21 protein-coding genes are annotated in these 22,804 nt (G+C 66.3%); 11 read left to right on the top strand and 10 right to left on the bottom strand.

Translation table 11 applies throughout. The features are described 5' to 3' along the window. Positions 1-2 precede the first annotated feature (2 nt). The 3 genes from JOF47_RS13130 to JOF47_RS13120 all read right to left on the bottom strand — a co-directional run bounded on the left by JOF47_RS13130 (position 3) and on the right by JOF47_RS13120 (position 5,146). On the bottom strand, positions 3-1,823 hold the full coding sequence (locus JOF47_RS13130; RefSeq protein ID WP_209999210.1) for an ABC transporter ATP-binding protein: 1,821 nt from the start codon (positions 1,821-1,823) through the stop codon (positions 3-5). Positions 1,824-1,911: 88 nt separating this feature from the next. Next, positions 1,912-2,865 (bottom strand): metallophosphoesterase, encoded by a 954-nt coding sequence (locus JOF47_RS13125; RefSeq protein ID WP_209999208.1) that lies wholly within the window; start codon positions 2,863-2,865, stop codon positions 1,912-1,914. 4 nt (positions 2,866-2,869) lie between these two features. Further along, a complete protein-coding gene (locus JOF47_RS13120; RefSeq protein ID WP_342592776.1) occupies positions 2,870-5,146 on the bottom strand; it encodes a transglycosylase domain-containing protein in 2,277 nt (758 codons plus the stop codon). A gap of 106 nt (positions 5,147-5,252) precedes the next feature. On the opposite strand from JOF47_RS13120, the gene sp36 reads away from it, so the two are divergent. The 3 genes from sp36 to JOF47_RS13105 are packed head-to-tail and all read left to right on the top strand — an operon-like array spanning position 5,253 to position 6,878. Beyond that, on the top strand, positions 5,253-5,408 hold the full coding sequence (sp36, locus tag JOF47_RS13115) for a Sp36 family protein (RefSeq protein WP_181578252.1): 156 nt from the start codon (positions 5,253-5,255) through the stop codon (positions 5,406-5,408). A gap of 20 nt (positions 5,409-5,428) precedes the next feature. Next, positions 5,429-5,905 (top strand): RidA family protein, encoded by a 477-nt coding sequence (locus JOF47_RS13110; protein WP_209999204.1) that lies wholly within the window; start codon positions 5,429-5,431, stop codon positions 5,903-5,905. 22 nt (positions 5,906-5,927) lie between these two features. Beyond that, on the top strand, positions 5,928-6,878 hold the full coding sequence (locus JOF47_RS13105; protein ID WP_342592775.1) for an NUDIX hydrolase: 951 nt from the start codon (positions 5,928-5,930) through the stop codon (positions 6,876-6,878). Between the two features lie 93 nt (positions 6,879-6,971). On the opposite strand, the gene JOF47_RS13100 is transcribed toward JOF47_RS13105, so the two are convergent. Next, entirely contained in the window at positions 6,972-7,649 is a 678-nt protein-coding gene (locus tag JOF47_RS13100; protein WP_209999193.1) for a Crp/Fnr family transcriptional regulator, read from the bottom strand. A 217-nt stretch (positions 7,650-7,866) separates the two neighbouring features. Here JOF47_RS13100 and JOF47_RS13095 point away from each other — a divergent pair, with 217 nt between their 5' ends. Beyond that, complete coding sequence (locus tag JOF47_RS13095; protein ID WP_245356359.1) at positions 7,867-9,042, top strand: MarP family serine protease; 1,176 nt, start codon at positions 7,867-7,869, stop codon at positions 9,040-9,042. A gap of 108 nt (positions 9,043-9,150) precedes the next feature. Here the strand turns inward: JOF47_RS13095 and JOF47_RS13090 are convergent, their stop codons facing one another. From JOF47_RS13090 to acs, 5 genes are all read right to left on the bottom strand, one after another. After that, positions 9,151-9,657: a hypothetical protein gene (locus JOF47_RS13090; RefSeq protein ID WP_209999169.1), complete on the bottom strand. Its 507-nt coding sequence runs from the start codon at positions 9,655-9,657 to the stop codon at positions 9,151-9,153. 37 nt (positions 9,658-9,694) lie between these two features. Then, on the bottom strand, positions 9,695-10,708 hold the full coding sequence (locus JOF47_RS13085) for a DUF2332 domain-containing protein (protein WP_209999167.1): 1,014 nt from the start codon (positions 10,706-10,708) through the stop codon (positions 9,695-9,697). A 149-nt stretch (positions 10,709-10,857) separates the two neighbouring features. Continuing rightward, on the bottom strand, positions 10,858-11,163 hold the full coding sequence (locus JOF47_RS13080) for an MmcQ/YjbR family DNA-binding protein (protein WP_209999165.1): 306 nt from the start codon (positions 11,161-11,163) through the stop codon (positions 10,858-10,860). Positions 11,164-11,196: 33 nt separating this feature from the next. Continuing rightward, entirely contained in the window at positions 11,197-11,652 is a 456-nt protein-coding gene (aroQ, locus tag JOF47_RS13075; RefSeq protein WP_209999156.1) for a type II 3-dehydroquinate dehydratase, read from the bottom strand. Between the two features lie 143 nt (positions 11,653-11,795). Next, complete coding sequence (acs, locus tag JOF47_RS13070) at positions 11,796-13,778, bottom strand: acetate--CoA ligase (RefSeq protein ID WP_209999149.1); 1,983 nt, start codon at positions 13,776-13,778, stop codon at positions 11,796-11,798. Positions 13,779-14,158: 380 nt separating this feature from the next. Here acs and JOF47_RS13065 point away from each other — a divergent pair, with 380 nt between their 5' ends. From JOF47_RS13065 to JOF47_RS13055, 3 genes are read left to right on the top strand one after another with little or no spacing between them, the layout of a single operon-like run. After that, a complete protein-coding gene (locus JOF47_RS13065) occupies positions 14,159-15,640 on the top strand; it encodes a hypothetical protein (protein WP_209999147.1) in 1,482 nt (493 codons plus the stop codon). Between the two features lie 3 nt (positions 15,641-15,643). After that, entirely contained in the window at positions 15,644-16,429 is a 786-nt protein-coding gene (gene nth / locus JOF47_RS13060) for an endonuclease III (protein ID WP_209999146.1), read from the top strand. Beyond that, on the top strand, positions 16,426-17,142 hold the full coding sequence (locus tag JOF47_RS13055; protein WP_209999143.1) for an NUDIX hydrolase: 717 nt from the start codon (positions 16,426-16,428) through the stop codon (positions 17,140-17,142). The genes nth and JOF47_RS13055 overlap by 4 nt, the downstream gene beginning before the upstream one ends. A 16-nt stretch (positions 17,143-17,158) precedes the next feature. Here JOF47_RS13055 and JOF47_RS13050 read toward each other — a convergent pair whose 3' ends face one another. Continuing rightward, positions 17,159-18,853, bottom strand: coding sequence for a bifunctional 3'-5' exonuclease/DNA polymerase (locus JOF47_RS13050; protein WP_342592774.1), 1,695 nt, complete (start codon positions 18,851-18,853; stop codon positions 17,159-17,161). Positions 18,854-19,028: 175 nt separating this feature from the next. Here JOF47_RS13050 and JOF47_RS13045 point away from each other — a divergent pair, with 175 nt between their 5' ends. From JOF47_RS13045 to JOF47_RS13030, 4 genes are read left to right on the top strand one after another with little or no spacing between them, the layout of a single operon-like run. After that, entirely contained in the window at positions 19,029-20,243 is a 1,215-nt protein-coding gene (locus tag JOF47_RS13045; protein ID WP_209999139.1) for a CpaE-like family protein, read from the top strand. Continuing rightward, positions 20,240-21,463 carry a TadA family conjugal transfer-associated ATPase gene (locus JOF47_RS13040; RefSeq protein ID WP_209999137.1) on the top strand — a complete coding sequence of 408 codons (1,224 nt, stop codon included), beginning with the start codon at positions 20,240-20,242 and terminating at the stop codon, positions 21,461-21,463. The genes JOF47_RS13045 and JOF47_RS13040 overlap by 4 nt, the downstream gene beginning before the upstream one ends. Beyond that, a complete protein-coding gene (locus tag JOF47_RS13035) occupies positions 21,457-22,185 on the top strand; it encodes a type II secretion system F family protein (protein WP_209999135.1) in 729 nt (242 codons plus the stop codon). Before JOF47_RS13040 ends, JOF47_RS13035 begins: the two co-directional genes overlap by 7 nt. Next, complete coding sequence (locus tag JOF47_RS13030) at positions 22,185-22,718, top strand: type II secretion system F family protein (protein ID WP_245356829.1); 534 nt, start codon at positions 22,185-22,187, stop codon at positions 22,716-22,718. The genes JOF47_RS13035 and JOF47_RS13030 overlap by 1 nt, the downstream gene beginning before the upstream one ends. Positions 22,719-22,804 lie beyond the last annotated feature (86 nt).

Here is a 22,804-nt window from a genome sequence, read left to right as displayed (position 1 = left end):
CCTTACGCTTCCTGGTGCAGGTTGTCGGCTGATTCTTCTTCGAGGCTGGCGATCACGAACCGGTAGTGGTCGTTGCGCCCAAGCAATTCCGAGTGTGTTCCCACGTCGTCGATGACACCGTCGCGCAGCAGCGCAACACGGTCCGCCAGAGCGACGGTGGAGGGCCGGTGGGCCACGATCAGCGTGGTGGTTCCGGCGAGGGTTCGGCGCAGGCGTTCGGTCACGGCTTCCTCGGTGCGCACGTCCAGCGCCGAGAGCGGGTCATCGAGGATCAGCACCCGGGGCTTCGCGGCAATGGCACGGGCCAGTGCGATGCGCTGGCGTTGCCCGCCGGAAAGCGAGAGCCCTTCCTCGCCGATGACGGTGTCGAGACCCTGGGGAAGCGCGCGGGCGAATCCCGCCTGGGCGGTGTCGAGGGCCTCGTTGAGCAGAGATTCCATTTCCCGGGCCGGGAGGTCGGGCGCACCGAGCAGGATGTTGTCGCGGATCGAGGACGAGAAGAGGATGGTGTCCTCGAAGGCGACGGCAACCTCCCGGCGCAGGGCGGTGAGGTCCCACTGGCGCACGTCGATTCCGTCGATGAGCACCGCGCCGCCCGTCACCTCGTAGAGGCGCGGGACCAGGTGCAGGAGCGTGGACTTCCCGGTGCCCGTCATGCCCACCAATGCCATGGTTTCCCCGGGTCCGACGTCGAGCTCGACCCTTTGTAGGATCGGTGTGCTGTCATCTGTGGCATCGGGGAACCGGAACTGGACCTGTCGCAGTTCAAGGTGCCCGCGGGGGCGGTCGGGGGTCAGCGGATTCGCGGGGGAGGCGATGGTGTTGGGGGTGTCCATGACCTCGAAGTGGCGGTCCAAGGCGGTCTTGGTCGTCAGCGTCATGCCCAACAGCATGCCCATGCCTTCAACGGGTCCGGCAAGCACAGCGGCCGTGGCGAAGTACGCAACGAGCGCGCCGACGCTCAGCTGTCCCTGGGCGGTCAGCCAGAGGCCGGCGACCAGGCCCGCGGCGAGGGTGATTTCGGGGACTGAAACGACAAGGAACAGGAAGCCGCCGAGCGTCTTGGCCTTGACGATTTCGGTGTCGCGCAATTGCTTGGCGCGGTCGCGGAAGCCGTCATACATGTGTTTGCCGCGGCCGAAGGCCTTGATCACGCGGATGCCGTGCACGGATTCCTCGACGGCCGTCGCCAGGTCGCCTGCCTGGTCTTGGCTGAGCCGGCTGGCGGCGCGGAAGGTGTTGCGGAAGTGGAAGGCCCGGATGGCAATGGGGATGGCCCCTGCCAGGTAGATGGATCCAAGGATCCAGCTGCTGGAAAACATCAGGATCACGCCGGTGGCGACGGTGACGGTGGATACCACGAGCATCAACGCGCCGAAGGCGAGCCAGCGCCGCAGCAGGTTGAGGTCGGACATGGAGCGCGAGAGCAGTTGGCCCGATCCCCAGCGGTCGTGGAACGCCACGGGCAGCTGCTGCAGGTGCCCGTAGAAGCGCACCCGCATCTGGGTCTCGAGGCGCGCCGCAGGGGTGATGACAAACTGGCGGCGCAGGAACACCAAGACCGCTTCCAGGACGCCAAGCCCGCCGACCAGGGCCACGGCCAGCCACAAGTTGCCGCCCTCGCCGGCTGGCTGCAATACGTTGTTGACAAGCCACGCAAGGACCTGCGGGATGGCCAGCGCAATGATTCCCGCCGCCAGGGCACAGAGGAATCCCAGGCTAAGCCGGGGCAGGATCGGCTTGACGAAGGGTGCCAGCCGGGAAAACGTCTGGCTCAGCGTGGGCACCCCCGAATTCGGTGCATGCCCTTGTGGTACTGCCACTTTTCCGACCCCATTCCACCGTGCGCGTCACTGACCAGTGAATACGTTACAGTGCCCGGTTGGGAATCTTCAATCGGAAGCCGAGGGGTTACGCCCGGGCCGTGAGCGTGAACAAAATGGCCTCGGGAGGGCACGCAATGCGGATGGGGGTGAAGCGCGAGGTTCCGATGCCAGCCGAGATGTTCATCGGCGTGCTTCGCCCCGCATGTTCCCAATAAGTCAGGCCGCTGGCACGCCAGGTCGGCAGGTCGCAATTGGTGACCAGGGCGCCATAGCCCGGGATGCAGACCTGTCCGCCATGGGTGTGGCCGGCGAAAATCAGGTCGGCCCCGGTTGCGGTGAACTTGTCCAGCACGCGTTGGTACGGCGCATGGGCGAGTGCAATGCGAAGGTGCGGCGCCTGGTTCGAGGTGGACGAACCCGACGGCCAACCGGCAAAGCGATCCAATTCCAGGTGAGGGTCGTCGACGCCCGTGAAATCCAGCCGGGTGCCGTTCAGTGCCATCGAGTGGCTGCGGTTGGTCATGTTGACCCACCCGGCGGCGCCGAAGGCTCTGTGCATCTCCTGCCACGGCAGCTGGAACTTGGGGGAGTTGCGCGGGGCGTCCGTGCGCTTTTGCAGGTAGCGCAACGGGTTCTTCGGGCGCGGGGCGAAATAGCAATTCGATCCGGGAACGAACGCCCCGGGGAATGCCATCAGCGGGCCCAGAGCCGCAAGCAGGGAGTCCAGGCCCTCGGAGTGGCCCAGGTTGTCGCCCGTGTTGATGACGAGGTCCGGCTTCAAGTCGGCCAGCGAATGGAGCCAGCGGCGCTTGAGCTCCTGGTTCGGCACCATGTGGATGTCCGACAGGTGCAGGATCCTGATCGGTGCCGCTCCCGGAGCCAGCAGGGGCAGCGTCTCCTCGCGGACACCAAAGCGGGTGGTCTCGCTCATTCCGTAGCCGATGAGGACTCCCGCGCCGGCCGCTGCCGCACCAACCGCCAAAGCGGCCACACGCGCTGTGCGTGAGACCGCTGAGGCCAGGCGATGAGAGTTCGCCATGTGATTAGTCATCGTTATCCGAGGAATCTTCCTTGGCTGGCTTTTCCTTTGCCGGCTTTTCGTTGTCGGACTTAGAATTGCCGCCCGAAGAATCGTCGTTCGAGGAGTCTCGGTTCGAGGATTTCCGGTTGGAGGAATCATCGTTGGATGAGTCGTCGTTCGAGGAATCATCGTTGGAATTCGATTCTTCCTGCTTCGGCTCGAGCTTCGGCTTCGGGGCCTGGGTGGCCCGGCCGAGCGAATTGGCCGGGTACAGGGTGCCGACGCTCTTCATGTAGTTGGTCCACAGCGGCGCGGCCCAAGTGCCCGAGTCAACCCAGCGACGGGCGATGCCGTTGACGGTTACGCCCTGGGTGGCCTTCATCTGGTCCTTGTCGTAACGGCCAACCCAGGCCGCGGATGCCATGCCGGTGGTGTAGCCAACGAACCAGGTCGAGTTGGCGCCGTTGTTGGTTCCGGTCTTGCCGGCGATCGGGTACCCGATCTGGCCCTTGGCAACCTTCTGCGAAGCGATCTTCTTCAGGGTGCCGTTCATGTCCGCAGCAACCTGCGGGCTCATGACCTGTTCACACTTCACGGGCTTGACCTTGTACTTGTTCCCGCTGGAATCGGTCACGGAGGTCAATGCGCGGTTCTCGCAGAACTCGCCGTCGTTGGCCCAGGTAGCGAACGCGGTCGCCTGTGCCAGCGGGGTGATGCGAGCGGAACCGATGACAAACGACGGGTTGGCCGGGTTGATTGGCTGGGCCTTCGTTGAGTCTTTGCCCTTTTTCCAGTCGTAGTACTGGTCGTAGTCGACCAGTCCGAGTCGTTCCGTGGCGCCCGCGATATCGCAGAGGTCAAGCTGCGAGGCTTCGGACACAGTGAAGGAGTTGACTGAATTGAACAGACCGTAGTCAACCGTGCCGGACGAGGCCCAACCATCAACAGCGTTGGCTGGTGTCCAGCCGCCGCCAACTGTGGTGTAACCGCGGGGCAGGCAGGACGCCTTCCAACGGAATGACGCTGGGTAAGTCTTGTTGCGCGGTGCGTTGATCGTTTCCCACATGTTGCGGCCGGATTCGAGCCAGGCCATGGTGGTGTACGGCTTCATCGTGGAGCCGCCCTGGAACCCGCCGGCTCCGCCCATCGCCGATTCAACGGCGAAATTGTACATGGTGTTCGGACCCTTGTCCTTGGTCGTCGGCGCGTAGTTCTTGTTCTGGCCCATGGCCAGGATGTTGCCCGTGCCCGGCTCAACGGTGACGATTGCGGCGCCGATGTTGGACGGGTCGTTGGCCGGGATCATGAGGTTCGTCTGCTTTTCGGCAGCCTTCTGCAAGCGCGGGTCAAGGGTTGTCTTGATGGTCAGGCCGCCGCGGTAAAGCAGGTTTTCGCGGTCCTTTTTGGTCTTGCCGTAGGCATCGTCGCTGGTGATCAGCTTGGTGACGTAGTCACAGAAGTAGTTGGCCGAGTCGGCCGCGATGCAGCCGGACTTGGTTTCGCTTGGCTTCAGGCCCAAGCCGGACTTGACTGCCTTGTCGTAGGCGGCCTGGTCGATGGAACCGGTGCGCAACATGGCAGCCAGCACGGTGTTGCGGCGCTTGAGGCTGCGTTCGGGGTACTTCTCCGGGTTGTAGCCGTTGGGAAGCTGAACCATGCCGGCGAGCATGGCAGACTGCTGCAGGTTCAGGTCCTTGGCGTCGACGGAGTAGAAGCGTTGGGCGGCTGCCTGGATGCCGTAGTTGCGTCCGGAGAACAGCACGAGGTTCAGGTAGCCCTCAAGGATTTCGTCCTTGGACATTTCCTTTTCGATGGAGATCGCGAGCTTGGCTTCGCGGGCCTTGTCGGCGATGTCCTTGGTGCCGGAGATCGTCAACTGCGAACGGTCGACACCGTTGGCGACATCGGAGTTGATCAGCAGGTTGTTCACGTATTGCTGCGTCAGCGTGGAGGCACCCTGCTGCGAGGAACTCGTGAAGTTGTTCATCGCGGCGCGCGCGATGCCGCGCACGTCGATTCCGTTGTGCTCGTAGAAGCGCTCGTCCTCGATCGAGACGATGGCCTTGCGCATGATCGGAGAAATGTCGTCCAGCTTCACCGGCTGGCGGTTTTCCGAATAGAACGTCGCGATGGTCGAACCATCGGAGGCCAGGATCTTCGAAGGCTCTGCGATCGGCTCCTCTTTGAAGCTCGCCGGCAGGGCATCGAAGATCTCGGACCCTGCCTTGGCGCCGCTGCCGGCAAAGGAAGCGACAGGAACCATGAGTCCTGCCGCAAGTACGCCACATAATGCGCTCACCCCAAAGAAGGCAACGACCTTGCCGAGGGTGGTAGCTGTATCAAAAAAAGGAGACTTTTTAGCTGCCATGCCCACTAGTTTACTAGGACGCGCTAACGTATCGGTTATGACCAAATGGGAGTACGCCACTTTGCCGCTAATTATTCATGCCACGAAGCAGATCTTGGACCAGTGGGGAGACGACGGTTGGGAGCTTGTTGCCGTCGTTCCCGGACCCAATGGAAATGCACCGGTCGCTTACCTGAAGCGCCCCAAGGCCTAAGTACAGAAACGAGAAAAACCATGCAAGAACAGACAACTTCAGCAGTAGAGGCCCGCTTGGCCGAGCTCGGCTACGAGCTTCCTGCCGTCGCCGCACCCGTTGCTGCCTACGTACCGTCCATGGTCACCGGAAACCTGGTTTACACCTCCGGCCAGCTGCCGTTTATTAACGGGGAACTCACAGCCACCGGAAAAGTCGGCGCAACCGTTTCCGCCGAGGTTGCAGCGGGACAGGCCCAGATCTGCGCGCTGAACGCATTGGCTGCGATCAAGGCGGTTATCGGAGATCTCGACCGCATCACCCGCATCGTCAAGGTCGTCGGGTTCGTTTCGTCCGATCCTTCCTTCACCGGCCAGCCGGTTGTCATCAACGGCGCCTCCGAATTCCTCGGTGCCGTTCTGGGCGACAAGGGCGTGCACGCCCGTTCGGCAGTGGGCGTTGCCGCACTTCCGCTGGATGCCCCGGTTGAAGTTGAACTGATTGCAGAGTTTGAATAATCCGCATGATCCGAGTGGCCCCGTGAACGGCGTACCTGTGGTGAAATCCCAGGTCCCGTCCACGGGGCTCTTGCGTAGGCTTTTTCCGCTGCCGCCAACGCAGTACGACGCGGCCGAGAACTGGGTTTCCTACGGCAGCCGTACCCCGCGCGCCACGCGCAGGGCCTCGTCCGTGGTGTTGATCCGCGACTCCCCGAACGGCGTGGAAACCTATCTGGGATATCGCCCGGGCGGATCTCCACTCGGGAGTGTCGCGTTTCCGGGCGGAAGCCTCGAAGCCAGCGACGAGGAAGAAATTCCTTGGTACGGACCCAGCCTTTCGGAATGGTCCAAACGCCTGGGAATCCTCGACCAGAGGCTGGTGCGGGCCCATATTGTCTGCGCCATCCGAGAGCTCTTCGAGGAAACGGGCGTACTGCTCGCCGGAACGGATGAGTTGTCAGTGGTCGAGAACTGCGTCAGTGAAGACTGGATGCAACTCCGGGAAGCCGTCGCGGGCCAAGACAAATCCTTTGTGAGCGTGCTGACCAAGCGCGGCCTGGGTCTGCGTACAGACCTTCTGCGTCCGCTCTCGCACTGGATCTCCCCGAACTTTGCCCTGCGCCGGTTCGACACCCGCTACTTCGCCGCCGCACTGCCGGTGCGCCAGGAACCGTCCCTGCTACAAGGCAAGGGGGGCTGGGCTGCTTGGATGGTTGCTTCGGACGTGCTTGCCTTCCGCAACTCAAGCAACCTCGGGGACACGGCCGGGGCGCCGGATACCGTCGGGCTGCCGCTGAGCATGATCACCACTCCGGCCGTTGAGGTCATCCTGGAAAAGATCGCTTCAACGCGGGGAACCGTCGCGTATCTTTCGGTACGCCGGGAACTCAAGAGCTACCACCCCGACCTGGTACAGGTCGGCGAGGATTTTTTCTTGGATGTCACAACCACCACCGCGGCCGAAGGCGGCGGAGGCGGGCGCGGGCGCTAGACGCGGCTCCCGGTGCGCAAGACGTTCTTAAATGCAGTGAGGCGGTGTTTCCCGGAAACCGGGAAACACCGCCTCACTTTTGTGCTGTGGGACTTAGCGTGAGCGCTGGCGCAAACGCTGGATGTCCAAGATCACCACGGCGCGTGCTTCAAGACGCAACCATCCGCGCTGCACGAACTCGGCCAAGGCCTTGTTCACGGTTTCGCGCGAGGCACCAACCAGCTGTGCCAATTCTTCCTGGGTCAGCTCGTGGGCAACCAGGATGCCATCGGTCGCCGGACGGCCGAAACGGTCGGCCAAATCCAGCAGAGCCTTGGCAACGCGGCCCGGAACATCCGAGAAGACCAAGTCGGCAAGCGACTCGTTGGTGCGGCGCAGGCGTGAGGCAAGGGCCTGAAGCAACTGAACCGAAACCTCCGGGCTGGTCATGATGACCTTGCGCAGGTTTTCATGACGCAAGCCGGCGAGGCGAGTCTCGGAGACTGCCGTTGCGGTTGCGTTGCGTGGGCTCGGATCGAACAATGCCATTTCGCCGAACAACTCGCCCGGGCCGAGTACCGCAATCAGGTTTTCACGACCATCGGAAGAGGTGCGGCCCAGCTTGATCTTGCCCGAAACAATGAAGTAGAGCTGGTCGCCCTGATCTCCCTCGCGGAATACCGAAGCACCACGGGACAGATCCACTTCAGTAAGTTCTTCAGTCAATGCAGAGAACACCTCGTCGCCCAATGATGCGAAGAGTGGTGCTCGGCGCAATACCTCGATGTCCATAAAATCTCCTGTCAACTGTCGTTAGCGCTCATCTAATTGTGCCGTACGGTTTGGCCGTGTGACAGCTTCCACACGCATTTTAGGCCTAAATGTGGTTAGAATCGCGGGGAACTGTCAGCCGTGCCCGCTACACTCGGGACGATGAACAGTTGCCGAATGCCAAGAGTTCGAGGCATTAGGCACGTATGAGGGTGGGAGTCCGGACGCAATGTGGGGAATGACGTGGTTGGACCTGATACTCATCATTTCCTTGATCGGATTTTTGGCCTCTGGCCTGCGTAAAGGCTTCTTCGTCACGCTTGGCGCCATCATTGGTTTCCTTGCCGGCGGCACTGCTGCGTTCTTCGGAATCCCCTTGGTCTCCACATGGGTGGCGAACCCCGGGTGGCGCATTTTCTGGGTTGTCGCCTCCGGCGTGGTCTTCATTTTGATCGGCCAGGGAATCGGCATCGCCATTGGCTCTAGAATCCGCTTATGGCTGAACTTCCCGGTTTTGAAGTCATTTGACCGTGTTTTGGGCGGCGTGGCCAACACTGCGATGGCCGCCTTGGTCATTTCCGCCATCGCGTTCTCGGCGGCAGCCATGGGAATCCCGTGGGTATCCCAACAGGTTGCCGACTCAAAGGTCATCGGCACGATTCAGACCCTGACCCCGCAACCGGTCACCAACCTCATCACCTCCGCGCGTTCAGCGGTCATGGGACAAACCATCCCCGAACTCCTGGAACCATTCGCACCCCAGGTGGCGGCGGAAGTCCCGGGGGAGGCTTCGCTGAGTGCGGACGTCAACGCCGCGGCCGGCTCCGTCGTCAAGATCATCGGCACCGCCTTTGCCTGTGGCGTCAACCAATCGGGTTCCGGCTTTGTCGTTGCCCCAGAGCGCGTCATGACAAACGCCCACGTGGTCGCCGGGATCACCGAACCATCGGTGACAACCCGGGACGGTCAGGTGCATTCGGCCCGCGTTGTGTACTTCGATTCGGTCTCCGACATCGCCATCTTGGCGGTGCCCGGCTTGGACGTGAAACCCCTTGAGCGTGGTGAAGACCTGGGGCGTGGCGCAACGGCGGCGTTCCTCGGATTCCCCGGCGGCGGCTCATTCAAAGCCATGGGTGCAGTTGTCGAATCACTAAGCACCATTTCCATCCAGAACATCTACGGTGCCGAGCCGGCGCCGCTGCGCATCTACCAGTTGGCAGGCAAGATCGAGCAGGGGAATTCCGGCGGACCGCTTGTTGATTCCCAGGGCCGCGTCGTCGGCATGATCTTCGCCAAGGCAAAGGGCGGGGCCCAAGTTGGTTATGCGCTGGCACTGGAAGAAATCGACAAGGCCTTCCTCAACGCCCAGGCCTTCCGGGAACCGGTGCCAACCGGCGCCTGCTCGCCGCACTAGACACCGCCGGACGCGCGAGCCCCGAACCGAATCCGGCCAAGCGGCAATGTCCTGTTGCTTCACTGGCCGCCACCATCCAGCTTGCGGGCACAGCTTCTGGGGAAGCCTTTACGGACTCCCTGATCCGTCGGGCAACCCGGCGGTACGCCGCTTGTCGACGCTCACGTGGAAATCGCGGGACAACCCCACGATTCCCGATGGCGGCCCACCCGAGCACACGTCAAGCAGCAGCGAGGCCGGAATCGTCAGGGCGAGCACCGTCCGCGCGAACATCAACCACCCGCTCCGCCACCCCCCCCGGACCCGTGTGCCGGGGGTGTGGCCGCGGTGGCACAGGAACCCGACGGGCCAAGGGACCACCAGCGCCAGGACGGCCACCGTGATGCCAAACGGGACGAGATTCCCTGAAGGCTGCGAGTCCCCGGCGCCGCAAAACGCGGCAACCAGTTCGGTAACGAGCGTCATGTCCACCAGCTGTGCCAGCGCCTGCCGCGCCCAGTGCGGTTGCACTCCCAGGCTTGCATTGGCGAACCTCGAGGCAACCAGTGGCCGGTACGCCTCCATCTGGGCAGAATCCGGAACCTTCCAGCGCGCCGCCTTTGAAGTGGACGTCATGCTGCCAAGTCTTGCACGGCTGATCGGCGGGAATACGCTACTCGGTGGGAGCGCCGCGCAGCCAGTGGAGCTCGTCTCCGTGCTGCCCGGTGTGCGCCAACGGAACCCCATCGAGCGACAGCGTGAAGTAGTTGGAATCGGACGAGGCCCGGGAATCGCGGGCAGCATCCATGAAGAAGTTTTCGTTGGACACCCACCGGCAATCCAACGCGGAAACCTTTGCGGCGAACCGCGCCCGGTCGGCCGCGTCGAGGTACGCCAGGACGGCCGAGTGGAAGACAACAGGCACCGTGCCTGACGGTGTGGACTCGACCAATTCGGCGATGTGCTCGTTCAGGTCGCCCGGGGCCAAGCCAGGGGCTGCTGCCGCGCTGCCCAACGAACCCGCCTTCAGCGCCGCGAGGGTGTCGAGGGCCTGGCTCAATTGTGCCAGGCGAGTGTCCTGACCCGGCCATACCAAGGCGCGCAGCCAATTGGCGGTTTCCGGGTCCGTCCCATCCAAAGGATTCAGGTCCACCCCCGAACGCCAGACAATGTCCGGCAGGGCGGTGGGAATCGGCGGGTTTCCGGTGGTGGTGCAGCGCAACAGCGGGGAACCCGAACCCAGCGGCGCGGCTCCGTCGTAGGAATAGGAATAAAGGTCGGGGAGCAGGCACAAACCAGCGGAGGGCCCGACTTCGATGAGGGCCAGGGGACGGCGTTCCTGGGTGAAGATCATTGAAATCACCGGCAGCAACGTGGCGCAGCGGCCCGCCTCATTGGTTTGTGTGCGGTGGCTCATGACGACCGCCTCGATTTCCGGCCATCGCGCAAGCATGAAGGTCCTGGCGGACTCGAACTCGACGTCCCCGCTGCCCAGATGGCGGGCGGAGGCAAAGACAAGGTTTGGCTGGCGCTTGGGTTTGGGCAACCCCGCGACCAAGTTGAGCAGCCCGTGGTCGGATGCCAGGCCCGTGGCCCATTGGACGTAGAGCGGGCTGTGGCCATGGAACCAGCGGTGCGCGTAGTCAAGGTAGAGGGATACAGTGGATTCCGTTGCCTGGGTGCTCACGTTCCCGCCTCACGTAGCCGGATCAAATTGGTGCCTGCGATGCCGCATCCGTGTCCAGCTTGGCCCCGGACCACCCGCGGCACAAGGGAGACCAATCCCGGCATGAAGGGGGCCGGCCCGGACATGGCATGGGCGCCCCCGGAGCCGAATCAGCGGGTGCCGCCGGACAGCCGGTGCGACTCCACCAACAGCTCTTCCAGTTCCGCCGGATTGACGCGTTCGAGCCTGACCAGCAGCAGCAACGGTGAACGCTCATGGTGCGGCGTCCAGAAGTAGGTATCGGGCTCCATGGCCGCGAGCGCCTCACGCTCGCCGGTCTTCACGGTGAGTACGCCGTCGTCCCAGATCCGGGCCATGAGCGTTGCGGCAAACCAGGCGGGGCGTTGCCAGCTCAGTCTTTCGGTGACACCGGGAAGGGCCAGGCACAGCCGGCGGACGTCTTCTTCGGTGCTCATGGCCACACGCTCCCTCTTGCCCAGGGGCGCCGTTTAGCCGCGGGTGCCCAGATGGATGAGTTGCTGCACGCCCAAAGCGTAGCCATTGACCCCGGCTCCCACAATGATGGAGGCCGCAACCGGCGAAATGTAGGAGTGGTGGCGGAACGCCTCGCGCTTGTGCACGTTTGAGATGTGGACCTCGATGACGGGCAGCTCCACACCGGCGATGGCATCGGCCAGTGCGATCGAGGTGTGGGTGTAGGCACCGGGGTTGAAGACGATTCCCGCGACGTTGCCGCGCGCCGCATGGATGGCGTCGATGAGCACGCCCTCGTGGTTGGACTGCAGGAACTCGACGTCGAACCCGGCGGCCGCGGCGGTGTTCTCACAGAGCACCCGCACGTCCTCCAGCGTCTCGCTGCCGTAGATTCCCGGTTCCCGGGTGCCCAGGAGGTTCAGGTTGGGCCCGTTGAGGACAAGGATTCTGCGGTTGCTGGATTCGCTCATGACTCCACTGTAGCCAGCAATCACTTCCCGGGTCCCGATTTCGGCCCCGTCGCCGTCTTGATGACGGGGGCGTTAAACGACCGGGCGGGGCCGAGGTGAAGAATCACCGTGGCCCCGCCCGGTCGTGAAACGACGCGGTCAAACTACTTGCGCATCGACTCGGCGATCTGCGTCATCACCGTGTTGTCGGCCAGCGTGGTGGCGTCACCGACCTCGCGGCCCTCGGCGACGTCCTTGAGCAGGCGGCGCATGATCTTGCCCGAGCGGGTCTTGGGCAGCTCCGGGACCACCATGATGTGGCGCGGCTTGGCGATCGGGCCGATGTCCTTGCCGACGTGGTTGCGCAGCGTGGCCACGACGTCCTCGCCCTCGGGCGGCTCGACCTGCAGGATCACGAACGCGACCACGGCCTCGCCGGTGGTCTCGTCCTTGGCGCCGACCACCGCCGCCTCCGCGACGTACGGGTGTGCCACCAGCGAGGACTCGATCTCCGTGGTGGACAGGCGGTGCCCCGAGACGTTCATGACGTCGTCGACGCGGCCCAGCAGCCAGATGTCCCCGTCCTCGTCCTTCTTGGCGCCGTCGCCGGCGAAGTACATGCCCTCGAAGCGGGACCAGTAGGTGTCCTTGTAGCGGTCCATGTCGCCCCAGATGCCGCGCAGCATGGCCGGCCATGGGTCGCGGATGACCAGGAAACCGCCCTCGCCGTCGGCCACCGAATGGCCCAGCTCGTCCACCACGTCCACGGTGATGCCGGGGACCGCGACCTGGGCCGAGCCCGGCTTGGTGGCGGTGATGCCCGGAAGCGGGGCGATCATGTGCGCGCCGGTCTCCGTCTGCCACCAGGTGTCGACGATCGGGGTCGGGTGTTCCTTGCGTTCGCCGTTCTTGCCGTTGTTGGTGCCGATGACGTCGCGGTACCACATCCACGCCTCGGGGTTGATGGGTTCGCCCACCGAACCGAGCACGCGCAGCGAGGACAGGTCGAAGGAATCCGGGATGCTCCGGCCCCACTTCATGAACGTGCGGATGGCGGTCGGGGCCGTGTAGAGGATGGTGACGCCGTACTTCTGCACGATCTCCCACCAGCGGCCCTGGTGCGGGGAATCCGGGGTGCCCTCGTACATGACCTGGGTGGATCCGTTGACCAGCGGCGCGTAGGTGACGTAGGAGTGGCCGGTGACCCAGCCGATGTCGGCGGTGCACCAGAACACGTCGGACTCGGGGTGCAGGTCGAAGGTGTCCCGGTGGGTGACGGCCGTCTGGGTGAGGTAGCCGCCGGTGGTGTGGACGATGCCCTTGGGCTTGCCGGTGGTGCCGGAGGTGTAGAGCACGAACAGCGGGTGCTCCGAGTCGTGGCCCACGGCGGTGTGTTCGTTCGATGCGGTCTCGACGACCTCGTGCCACCACTTGTCCAGGGGCGTCCACGCGACGTCCTCGCCGTTGCGCTTGACGACCAGCACGTTCTGCACGGTGTGGCCCTCCTTGGCCAGCGCCTCGTCGACGGCCGGCTTCAGGGAGGAGGGCTTGCCGCGGCGCCAGGTGCCGTCGGCCGTGACCACGAGCTTGGCCTCGGCATCGTCGACGCGGCTGCGCAGGGCATCGGCAGAGAAACCGCCGAAGACGACCGAGTGGATGGCGCCGATGCGGGCGCAGGCCAGCATGGTGATGACGGCCTCGGGGATCATCGGCAGGTAGACGGCCACGCGATCGCCCTTGGCAACGCCCAGGGACTCGAAGGCGTTGGCCGCCTGCTTCACGGCCTCGGTCAGCTGTGCGTAGGTGTAGCTGCGGGTGTCGCCCGGTTCCCCCTCGAAGTGGATGGCCACGCGGTCGCCCAACCCGTTTTCCACGTGGCGGTCCAGCGCGTTGTAGGCGGCGTTGACCTTGCCCCCGACGAACCACTTGGCCACGGGGGCTTCGGACCAGTCCAGGGTTTCGGTGAAGTCGGTGTCCCAGGTGAGGGTGTTGCGTGCCTGGTCGGCCCAGTAGCCCAGGCGGTTGGCCTTGGCTGCCTCGTACTGTTCCGGCTTGGCGATCGCATTCGCCACGAACTCTGCGCTAGGGGCGAACGAACGGGTCTCGTGAGACAGGTTATCGAGAGTGGGGATGTGAGTTTCCGACACCGGGGGAGTCCTTCCAACAACGGGGTTTGCTTGTGAGTCAGATTACAGCCACCGGCGCGGGCCGGGTGCGAGCGGTCACAATTGTGACAGCCGGGAGTGCGGTTTGTGCGCCAAGCGGTATCGGCGTGCGCCGAGCGGTCGCCCCGTCCTGACCTGTTGCGAAGCCTGGGGCGGGGGACGAGGGGCCCGACTTCTTCCCGACACCTCCGCCGGAGCGACGGCCAACGGGGGGAAGAACCTAGGCGGCGCGGATAGGCTGTAGAAAGACCACCCGGTGGCGGCCGAAACAATTTGCAATTCTGGTGTTTTGCCCGGAGCCGGGGTGGTTGACTGGCAGCAACGATGAACAGAAGCGGGGTCCTCAGATGGAACAGGTGCACTTGGGAACACAAGACGGCAATGCCATGACCAGGGTGAAGGGTCGGGTTGGACCGCTCACGCTGCGTGACACGTTCGTCGTCGTCGGCGCGGTGCTGGTGTTGGTCGGCTCGCTGGTTCCGATTTCCTGGACCAAGGCGATTTCGGTGAACATGTGGATCTTCCCCGGCTTGCCGTTCCACCTGCTGGTCACTCTGCTCATGCCGTTGGCTGTTGGCGCTGCGTTCGCCTGGCGCCGGTTCACCAAACGCACAAGGGTGCGTGTGGGATCGCTGAGCCTTGACCAGTTCGGCTCGGTCGTTTCATTGATTTCCGCCGCGTACTTCTTCAACTCCTATGTCGCAACGATGTCCGCCGCCTTCCTGCTGGGCTTTGTTGGCGCGTTGGCCATGATTTGCGGCACAACCCTGGCCCGCTACTTTGGCGCGTTCCGCACGGATTTTGTTCCAGGGGACGAGGCTGTGATCAGCAACGACGTCCGCCCCGTGGCCGCATCGAAGGCCGCTTCCGCCGCTGCGGCGGCAACCGCTGCATCCGTTGACAGCTCCGAAGGATTCGGCGCCAGCAGCAACCCCGGGGCAAGCCCGTCCGCGCCCGCGGTTCCCAAGACCGCCGCCGCCCCGGAGCCTGAAGCATCCGTGGAAGCACAGCCCGCCAATTCCCTCGCCACTGCCGGTGCCACTGCCGGCGTGGCATCCGCTGCCGCGGCGGCAACCTTGGCCGGAACCGCAGCGGCGTCGGAAGCGTCTTCCGAGGCCCCGGAAAAGGCCGTCGGCGACGAGCCGGCCGCAGCGGAGACCGAAGCAGAGGAACTCGAGGAATCTTCGGTCGAGGCACCTGCTGCGGGGGACCGGATGCAGGAAAGCACGGGAACCGGCGAATCCGAGGCCGGGCCCGAGGCTGTAGCCCCGGCAACGGCCGAAGCCGTGAACGAAAACGTGGACGCTCCGGCGGCTGCATCCAAGGTAAAGGTGCCCGAGACCAGCGACGCCGGCGAGTCGGACTTCCCGGAGGTCAGCCTGGTGCAGCAGGATGCCGAGGCCGAATCGGCCCCGGCAGCCACCGGCCTGATCCCGGCGGCGGCCCCGGTGCAGTCGCGGGAGGAAGCCCCGCAGGCTGGCCCGGTCACCTCCGCAAACCCCGTCGCCCAGGCGGCGCCGAACGCAACGGCCGCACTTTCCCGCGACGAGCTTTCCGCACAGATGAAGGCGGCCGCCGCCAGCCAGAGGGCACAGGAAGACGAGCCCTTCGGCGCCCGCTCGGACACTGCTGCCGAGGAACCAGAATCCAGCAGCTTCTGGTTTGCGCTGAACCAGCCGCGTCCGGTCTACGACCCGAGGAGCGGTGCACGGATCACCACGCTGCAGCCCGGCGTCTGGATCCTCTGCCTTGAGGACCGCGGGCAGGACTACCTGGTCAACCTCGATGGGGACCGCCCGGCGGTGTTGCGCGAGCTGGACAACCTGCAATACCCGGAAAAGTAGCCGATGATGCGTGACGAGAGCACCCTTGGCCTCAAGCGCCGGGCCCGGAAGATCAACAGGGTGCTCGCCGAAACCTACCCGTACGCGGTTGCCGAACTCGACTTCGGCAACGCGTTCGAGCTGCTCGTCGCCACCGTGCTCTCGGCGCAAACCACCGACGTGCGGGTCAACGCGATCACCCCGGCGCTCTTCGCCAGGTACCCGGACGCGCTGGCCATGAGCCAGGCCCAACCCGAGGAACTCCAGGAAATCATCCGACCCACCGGGTTCTTCCGCGCCAAGGCGAACTCGCTGCTGGCCCTGTCCACCCGCATCGTCGACGAGTACGACGGGGAGGTCCCGGGCCGGCTCGAGGACCTGGTGACCCTGGCCGGGGTGGGACGCAAGACGGCCAACGTGGTGCTCGGCAACGCGTTCGGGGTGCCCGGAATCACCGTCGACACCCACTTCATGCGGCTGGCCCGGCGCTTCGGCTGGACCGAGGAAAGCGACCCGGTGAAGATCGAACACGAGGTCGGTGCGCTCTTCGAGCCCAGGGACTGGACCATGCTCAGCCACCGCGTGGTCTTCCACGGGCGGCGGGTCTGCCACGCACGCAAGCCGGCCTGCGGGGCCTGCCCGCTGACCACGCTGTGCCCGTCCTACGGGGAGGGCGAAACCGACGAGGCCAAGGCCGTCAAGCTGCTGAAATACGAGCTGGCGCCGGGACGCGAAGAACTGCTGGAGAAGATGCGCCAGGGTGCCACGCGCCGGGAGCTGCGCGCCCAGGGATACGGATTGGAAGCATGAGCGTACGCGAAGAACTGCTGGCGATGATCCAGCGCCAGGCCCCCGGTGAGGGTGCCGGGCACGGTGAAGCCACCAAGATGCCCGACAGCTGGGTGTTCAGGGACATCGACCGGGACCGGGCGAAGCACGCAGCAGTGCTGATCCTCTTCGGGCGGCTTGACGACGTGCCGGCGGCCAGCAAGGTTCCGTCCGTGCGCGAGGACCTGGACGTGCTTTTTGTGACCCGCGCGGACACCCTGCGCAAGCACGCCGGCCAGGTTGCGTTCCCCGGAGGTAAGGTCGACCCCGGGGACACTGACGCGATAGCCGCGGCCGTGCGGGAGGCGGAGGAGGAAACCGGGCTGGACCCGGACGGGGTGGAGATCCTTGGCGCGCTGCCGGACACCGAGCTGCCCGTCAGCAACTTCATCGTCACCCCCGTGGTGGGTTGGTGGCACGCGCCCTCGGACGTCTTTGCGGTCGACCTTGCCGAATCCTCCACGGTCTTCCGCGCCCCGGTGGCCGACCTGCTGGACCCGGCGAACCGGGTCACCTCGGTGGTCGAGCGCGACGGCTCCAGGTTCAGCGCCCCGGCCTTCGACGTGGAGGGCGGATTCATCTGGGGCTTCACGGCCATCGTGCTGGATCGGATGTTCAACGACCTGGGCTGGACGGTGCCGTGGGACAGCACCCGCGAGGTCCCCGTCGAGGTCATTCAGGGGAAGGCTTCCTAGCCCCGGCCGGAAACCGTTATTTGGCCTGGTCGTAGGAATCCACGACGACGGCGGTGACCGGGAAGTCCACGGGAATCGGGCCGAAGAGCAGGTCCGCCGCGGCCTTCGCCGATTCGTGGACCAGCCCGACGATCGTCTCGGCCTGTTCGGCCGGCACGTGAAGCATGATCTCGTCGTGCAGGAAAAAGACGAGCGAGCCCAGGTCGGTGCCCGCCGCGGCCCCGGCACGCAGCCGGCGGCGCAGCTCGCCCATCCAGCACAGCGCCCACTCCGCCGCCGTCGACTGGACAATGAAGTTCCTGGTGAAGCGGCCCCGGCTGCGGGCCTCCGCGAGCGCCGCGCGGGCCGATTCCTCCGAATCCGCGCGCTTCTGCGCGCGCAGCCAGGCCTCGGAGGCGGGGGGAGTGCCGCGGCCCAGGAACGAGGAGACATCCGCCCCCGCTTCGCCCTGTTGCGCGGCCCATTCGACCAGGCCCACGGCGCGCGGGTAGGTGGCCTTCAGCTTGGGCATCAGCCGCCCGGACTCGCCGGTGGTGGCCCCGTACATGGCCCCGAGCATCGCGATCTTGGCGTGGGCGCGGTCGCCGCCGAAACCGGCGTCGGCAATGCCCTGGTACAGGTCCTTGCCGCGGGCCGCGGCCGCAAGCGCGGTGTCCCGGGAGAGCGCGGCCAGGATGCGTGGTTCCAGCTGCGCGGCGTCGGCGACGACCAAGACCATGCCCGGGTCCGCCCGCACCGCCGAACGCACCTGATGCGGGATCTGCAGCGCCCCGCCGCCGTGTGAGGCCCAGCGCCCGGTCACGACCCCGCCGACCACGTATTCGGGCCGGAAGCGCCCGTTCTTGACCCAGCGGTCGACCCAGGCGTAGCCGTTGGCGCTGGCCAGCCGCGCGATCTTCTTGTAGGCAAGCAGCGGTTCGACCACCGGGTGCTTGAGCTCGGTCAGCTCCCAGGCCCTGGTGTTGGTCACGGAGATGCCCGCCTGGTTCATGGCGCGCAGCAGTTCCTGCGGGGAATCCGGGTTCAGGGCCGGCGCGCCGAGCAGCTCGCGGATCCGCACCGCGAGGTTCTCCATGAGCGGCGGGCGCACCCCCGCCGGGACGCGCGGCCCCAGGGCTTCCTCGAGCAGCCGGTGGTGCACCGCAATGTCCCAGGGGACCCCGGCATGGGTCATTTCCGCGCCGATCAGCGCGCCCGCGGATTCGGCGGCGATGAGCAGGCCCAGCCGCCTGCCGCGCTCGTCCCCAGCCACGGCCGCGCGCTGGGACAGGAACTCGGCAAGCACGTTTTCCAGCGCGCCGGAATCGTCCTTGGGCTCGGAGAAAAGCTCTCCCTGGTTTTCGGAGACGCGCGCCGGCGGTAGCAGGTGTGCCGGGGCCAGGGTGGCGGGGTCCGGTTCCCGGCGCAGCGCGGCCAGGTAGTCGCTCGGAAGCGCGTGCGGGGCGTTGCGCAGGATGTTCCGGGTCAAGGTGAGGTCGTGGGCGCGGTTGACTTGGACTCCGGCTGCCAGCAGCGCCGGGTACCAGGCCTGCACGGAATCAAAGACCCAACGCGGGGAGCGCGATTCGAGTTCCGCGACAACCCGGGCCAGGCCGTCCCCGTAGACCTGCACCGGGGGCAGCAGCGCGGTGCCCCCGGCATCGACGAGCTGCACCAGCGCCGTGGCGGCACCGGCCTCAAGGTCCGGCTGGGAGATGGCGTGGGTTGCCACGATCGCGAATTGTTGCACGTTTCATTCTCGCAGTTGGCTGCCACGGCTTGGGACGGCGCGGCAGGTCGCGGCGCGTCCGCGACTTTCCCGCACCGGGTGCTTGCCGCCCCCCGCGCCTCCACAGCCCGAGGGCGAGGCGGCCGATGGGCCCGGTCCCCGGTCCACAGTGGGGTGCATGGAAGAGCAGAGACGGTTCGTCGCCGGCGGTACCCGGAGACCGCAGCGTGGCACCGGGGCAACCGAGTACCCGGCGCTGCATGCCGCATTGCAGCACGCACAAACGCAGGATCCGCCCGACGCACCGGAAACATGGCAGGAACCGCGGCCGGATCCGCGGACTGTCGACAGGGAGGCGCAGGCCGCGCGCTGCATCCTGCTCACCCGCGACACGGGGCTGGCGCAGTCGATCGCGCTGATCGCCGTGGGCGCCGGGGTGCAGCTGGTCCAGTACCGCGAGACGGAACGGACCCGCACGCACCAACGGGAAACGGTTCTGGTAGGGCACGACTGCGCGGGTGAGGCGGCAAGCCTCTTTCCCGGGGCGCGGCTGGTGCTCGCCGGGTTCGAGGAGCACCAGGACGTGCTCTGGCGCGCCGCGGCCCGCAGCCCCGGGGCCAGGGTCGCGGTGCTTCCGCAGGCCTCGGCCTGGCTGGGGGAGTACCTGGGCGAACTCGGTTTGAACGGCGGGGCCGCACGCATCACCTTGCTGGCCGGCGGGTGCGGGGGAGCCGGCACCAGCACCCTTGCCGCGCTGCTTGCCGCAACCCACACCCTGGCCGGTCGGCGGACCCTGCTCATCGACGCAGACCGGGTCTCCACGGGGTTGTGGCCGATGTTGCGGCCCCGGGAACCGGAGGGAATCGGCTGGGAGGACCTGGAGCATAGCCGCGGGGCGCTGGCACCCGGGCAGCTGGCCGAGATCCTGCCACTGGCGCAGGGCAGCGCGGTGCTCTCCTGGGTGCGCCAACCGGGAAGCTACGTGCCGGAGGAATCGCTGGTGGTGGCGGTGCTGGCGGCCTCCCGGCGCATCTACGAAGACATCGTCATCGACGCCGGGCGGCTGCCCGCCGTCTTGCCCGGCGTGCTTGCCCTCTGCGGGGAGCGGCTGCTTGTCATGCCCACCCGCTGCGCGGCGAACCGCCGTTTCCCCGTGGCGGCCGGCGCCAACTGGTCGGTGGTGTTCACCGGCAAGCTGGCGGCCGGAACCGACACCCGCGCACTGGCCCACGGGCTGGGCCTGCCCCTGGGCGGCTACCTGCCGTGGCTCAAGCCCCTTGAACGCGGCGCCGCGGAGGGCCGGCTGATGGGCGTGCTGGCCCGCACCGCCCTGCGCCGCAGGATCACCGCCCTGGGCGCACCGGAGCGGGCGGCCCTGGGCCAGGCGGCATGAACGCCGCGGAACGGCGCACCGGGCGCCGCCGCTGGGAACAGGTTCCGGAGAACGGACAGGCCCCAACCAGCCCGGAGGTCCTGGAACAGGTGCGGCTGCGCGCCCTGGGCAGGGGCGGAGGACTGAGCGAGGTCGACCTGGCTTCGGCCGTCCAGGCCACAGGCAACGTCATCGGTTCGCACACCACCACCGAAATGGTGCAAAACCTCAGCCGGGACATCCACGGGCTGGGGATGCTCGAGGAATTCGCGCGGCAACCCGGGGTCACCGACGTGTTGGTCGACGGGCAGGGCCGCATCTGGGTCGACGGGGCCGAAGGGCTGAAGCCCAGCGGGTCCGGCTTCACCGACCCCGCCGCACTGCGGGCCCTGGCCGTGCGTTTTGCGGCCGCGGCCGGCCGCAGGCTGGACGACGCCCAGCCCTTCGTGGATCTCACCCTGGGCAACTACCGGGTCCATGCGGTGCTGCCGCCGATCTCCACCGGCGGCACGCTGATCTCGGTGCGCGTCAAGCGGACCGTGCGGCCGGAGCTGGCCGGGCTGATCGACCAGACCCGCCCCGATTGGCTGCAGGCGCTGCGCGCAATCGTCACCGCCCGGCTGAACTTCCTGGTCAGCGGCGGAACCGGTGCCGGCAAGACAACGCTGCTGGCGGCAATGCTTGCCGGGGTCCCGGCAAACGAACGCATCATCGTTGTCGAGGACTCGGCGGAGCTCACCCCGAGCCACCCGCACTTGGTCGGGCTGCAGGCGCGCGGCGGAAATGTCGAGGGTGCCGGAGAGATCGGCCTGAACATGCTGGTGCGCCAATCCCTGCGCATGCGGCCGGACCGGCTGGTGGTCGGCGAATGCAGGGGAGCGGAGATCGGTGATTTCCTGGGCGCCATGAACACCGGTCACGAGGGCGCCGCCGGGACGGTGCATGCGAACAGCGTCCAGGCCGTGCCGGCCCGGCTGCTCGCCATGGGCGCGCTGGCCAAGATGGATCCCCAGACCACCGCGCTGCAGGCGGTGAGCGCCCTGGACCTGCTCATCCACGTGGCCAGGGACGCGCGCACGGGCGCCAGGAACCCCGTGCAGTTGGGGCGGCTGGTGCTCAACCCCGCCGGGACGCTGGAGGTGCAGGTGATCTGCGAGCTCGGGAAGGCCGCCAGCGAATCAGAGGGGCTCGACTGGTTCCGCGGGCGACTGCACTCGCGGGGAGTGGCCAGCCCATGGTGATGATCCTTTGCGCCACGGCCCTGACCGGGCTTGCCGTCTGGCTCTTCCGGCGTCCGGGCAACACCGGCCGGGGCACACGGGCGGACTCCGACGCCTGTGCCGGGCGCTCAGGGTTCCCCCTTCGGCGCCCGGCACGCGATGAGGCACAGGAGGCGGAGGAGTACGGGAAACTCATCCGCCAGCTTTCGGCGTTGCTGCGTGCGGGCTGCTCCAACGCAGCGGCACTGGAACTGCTGGAGAAAATCTGGGCCGGTGCCACGGGAAGCGCCGGGAGCGACATCCATGCCGGGTGCGCCAGGGCGCTGACCCAAATGCGCACCGGCGGCACGCTGCGCGCGGGACTGGCTGAACACGCGGCCACGGGCAAGCACCATTCCCGGCTGTGGGCGCGCCTGGCGTGGTGCTTCGCCATTTCGGAACAGTCCGGTGCCGCCCTGGCCGAGCTGCTTGACCAGCTGGCGGCGGAACTGGAGAACTCGGCCGACATGCGCAGGGCCCTTGACGCCGCGCTCGCCGGACCCCGGGCCACCAGCCGGCTGCTCACTTTCCTTCCATTGGTGGGGCTGGGCCTGGGCCAGCTGCTGGGCATTGACCCGTTGGCGGTGCTCACCATGCACCCGGTGGGCAGGCTGGCCCTGATCGCCGGGGTGCTGCTGTGGCTGGCGAACCGCTGGTGGTGCCACCTGATGCTCGTGAAGATCGTCAGGCAGGTTCCCTCGTGATGGCCTGCCTGGTGGCGGGGTTGTTGGCGGGACTGGCGGTCTGGATGTGGTCGGGGAACCCGGTGGTCCATTCCCCGGACGCGGGCCGTTCCCGGCCTGAAGCGCCGCCCACGGAGCAGCGCGAGTCACCGTCGTTGGTGCTCGAAATGTGCGCGACGTTGCTGGAATCCGGGCTGCCGGTGCGGTCGGTGTTGGAAATCGTGGGCGGGCACGTGCCCGGCTATGCGCCGCTGACGCGCGTTTCCCGGGCGCTGGAGCTGAACGTTGATTGGGACCGGGCCTGGAGCCCGATGCCCGCCACGGTCCGGGAACTGGAACCGTCCTTGCGTTTCACCCAGCTCAGCGGGGCTCCTGCCGCAAAGCTCCTGCGTTCGGCGGCGGCCTCGGGGCGCAAGCGGGAAATCCGGGAGGCCGAGGCACGCGGTGCCGAATTCGGGATCAAACTGGTCATTCCCCTGGGGCTGTGTGCGTTGCCGGCTTTTGTCTGCCTTGGCGTGGTTCCCATCGTCATTTCCCTGCTGCCGGACTTCTGAGGGCCTTGGTGCGGCTTCCCCGCACAACGCACGCACCGCGCACCGTTCCCCGGTTATCCCCAACGCCGCCGCGACGCGGCCCCGCC

The organism is Paeniglutamicibacter kerguelensis (assembly GCF_017876535.1).
In the GTDB taxonomy this organism is placed as follows: domain Bacteria; phylum Actinomycetota; class Actinomycetes; order Actinomycetales; family Micrococcaceae; genus Paeniglutamicibacter; species Paeniglutamicibacter kerguelensis.
This window is presented reverse-complemented; position numbering and strand designations above follow the sequence as displayed.

What these genes read in the sequence shown, in the direction of transcription:
- JOF47_RS13080 (WP_209999165.1), bottom strand. Translation starts at nt 11,163, where the DNA reads ATGAGCACCGAAGAAGACGTCCGCCGGCTGTGCCTGGCCCTTCCCGGT.
- sp36 (WP_181578252.1), top strand. Translation starts at nt 5,253, where the DNA reads ATGACCAAATGGGAGTACGCCACTTTGCCGCTAATTATTCATGCCACG.
- JOF47_RS13040 (WP_209999137.1), top strand. Translation starts at nt 20,240, where the DNA reads ATGAACGCCGCGGAACGGCGCACCGGGCGCCGCCGCTGGGAACAGGTT.
- JOF47_RS13110 (WP_209999204.1), top strand. Translation starts at nt 5,429, where the DNA reads ATGCAAGAACAGACAACTTCAGCAGTAGAGGCCCGCTTGGCCGAGCTC.
- JOF47_RS13045 (WP_209999139.1), top strand. Translation starts at nt 19,029, where the DNA reads ATGGAAGAGCAGAGACGGTTCGTCGCCGGCGGTACCCGGAGACCGCAG.
- aroQ (WP_209999156.1), bottom strand. Translation starts at nt 11,652, where the DNA reads ATGAGCGAATCCAGCAACCGCAGAATCCTTGTCCTCAACGGGCCCAAC.
- JOF47_RS13095 (WP_245356359.1), top strand. Translation starts at nt 7,867, where the DNA reads ATGACGTGGTTGGACCTGATACTCATCATTTCCTTGATCGGATTTTTG.
- JOF47_RS13090 (WP_209999169.1), bottom strand. Translation starts at nt 9,657, where the DNA reads ATGACGTCCACTTCAAAGGCGGCGCGCTGGAAGGTTCCGGATTCTGCC.
- JOF47_RS13035 (WP_209999135.1), top strand. Translation starts at nt 21,457, where the DNA reads ATGGTGATGATCCTTTGCGCCACGGCCCTGACCGGGCTTGCCGTCTGG.
- JOF47_RS13030 (WP_245356829.1), top strand. Translation starts at nt 22,185, where the DNA reads ATGGCCTGCCTGGTGGCGGGGTTGTTGGCGGGACTGGCGGTCTGGATG.
- JOF47_RS13100 (WP_209999193.1), bottom strand. Translation starts at nt 7,649, where the DNA reads ATGGACATCGAGGTATTGCGCCGAGCACCACTCTTCGCATCATTGGGC.
- JOF47_RS13125 (WP_209999208.1), bottom strand. Translation starts at nt 2,865, where the DNA reads ATGGCGAACTCTCATCGCCTGGCCTCAGCGGTCTCACGCACAGCGCGT.
- JOF47_RS13055 (WP_209999143.1), top strand. Translation starts at nt 16,426, where the DNA reads ATGAGCGTACGCGAAGAACTGCTGGCGATGATCCAGCGCCAGGCCCCC.
- nth (WP_209999146.1), top strand. Translation starts at nt 15,644, where the DNA reads ATGATGCGTGACGAGAGCACCCTTGGCCTCAAGCGCCGGGCCCGGAAG.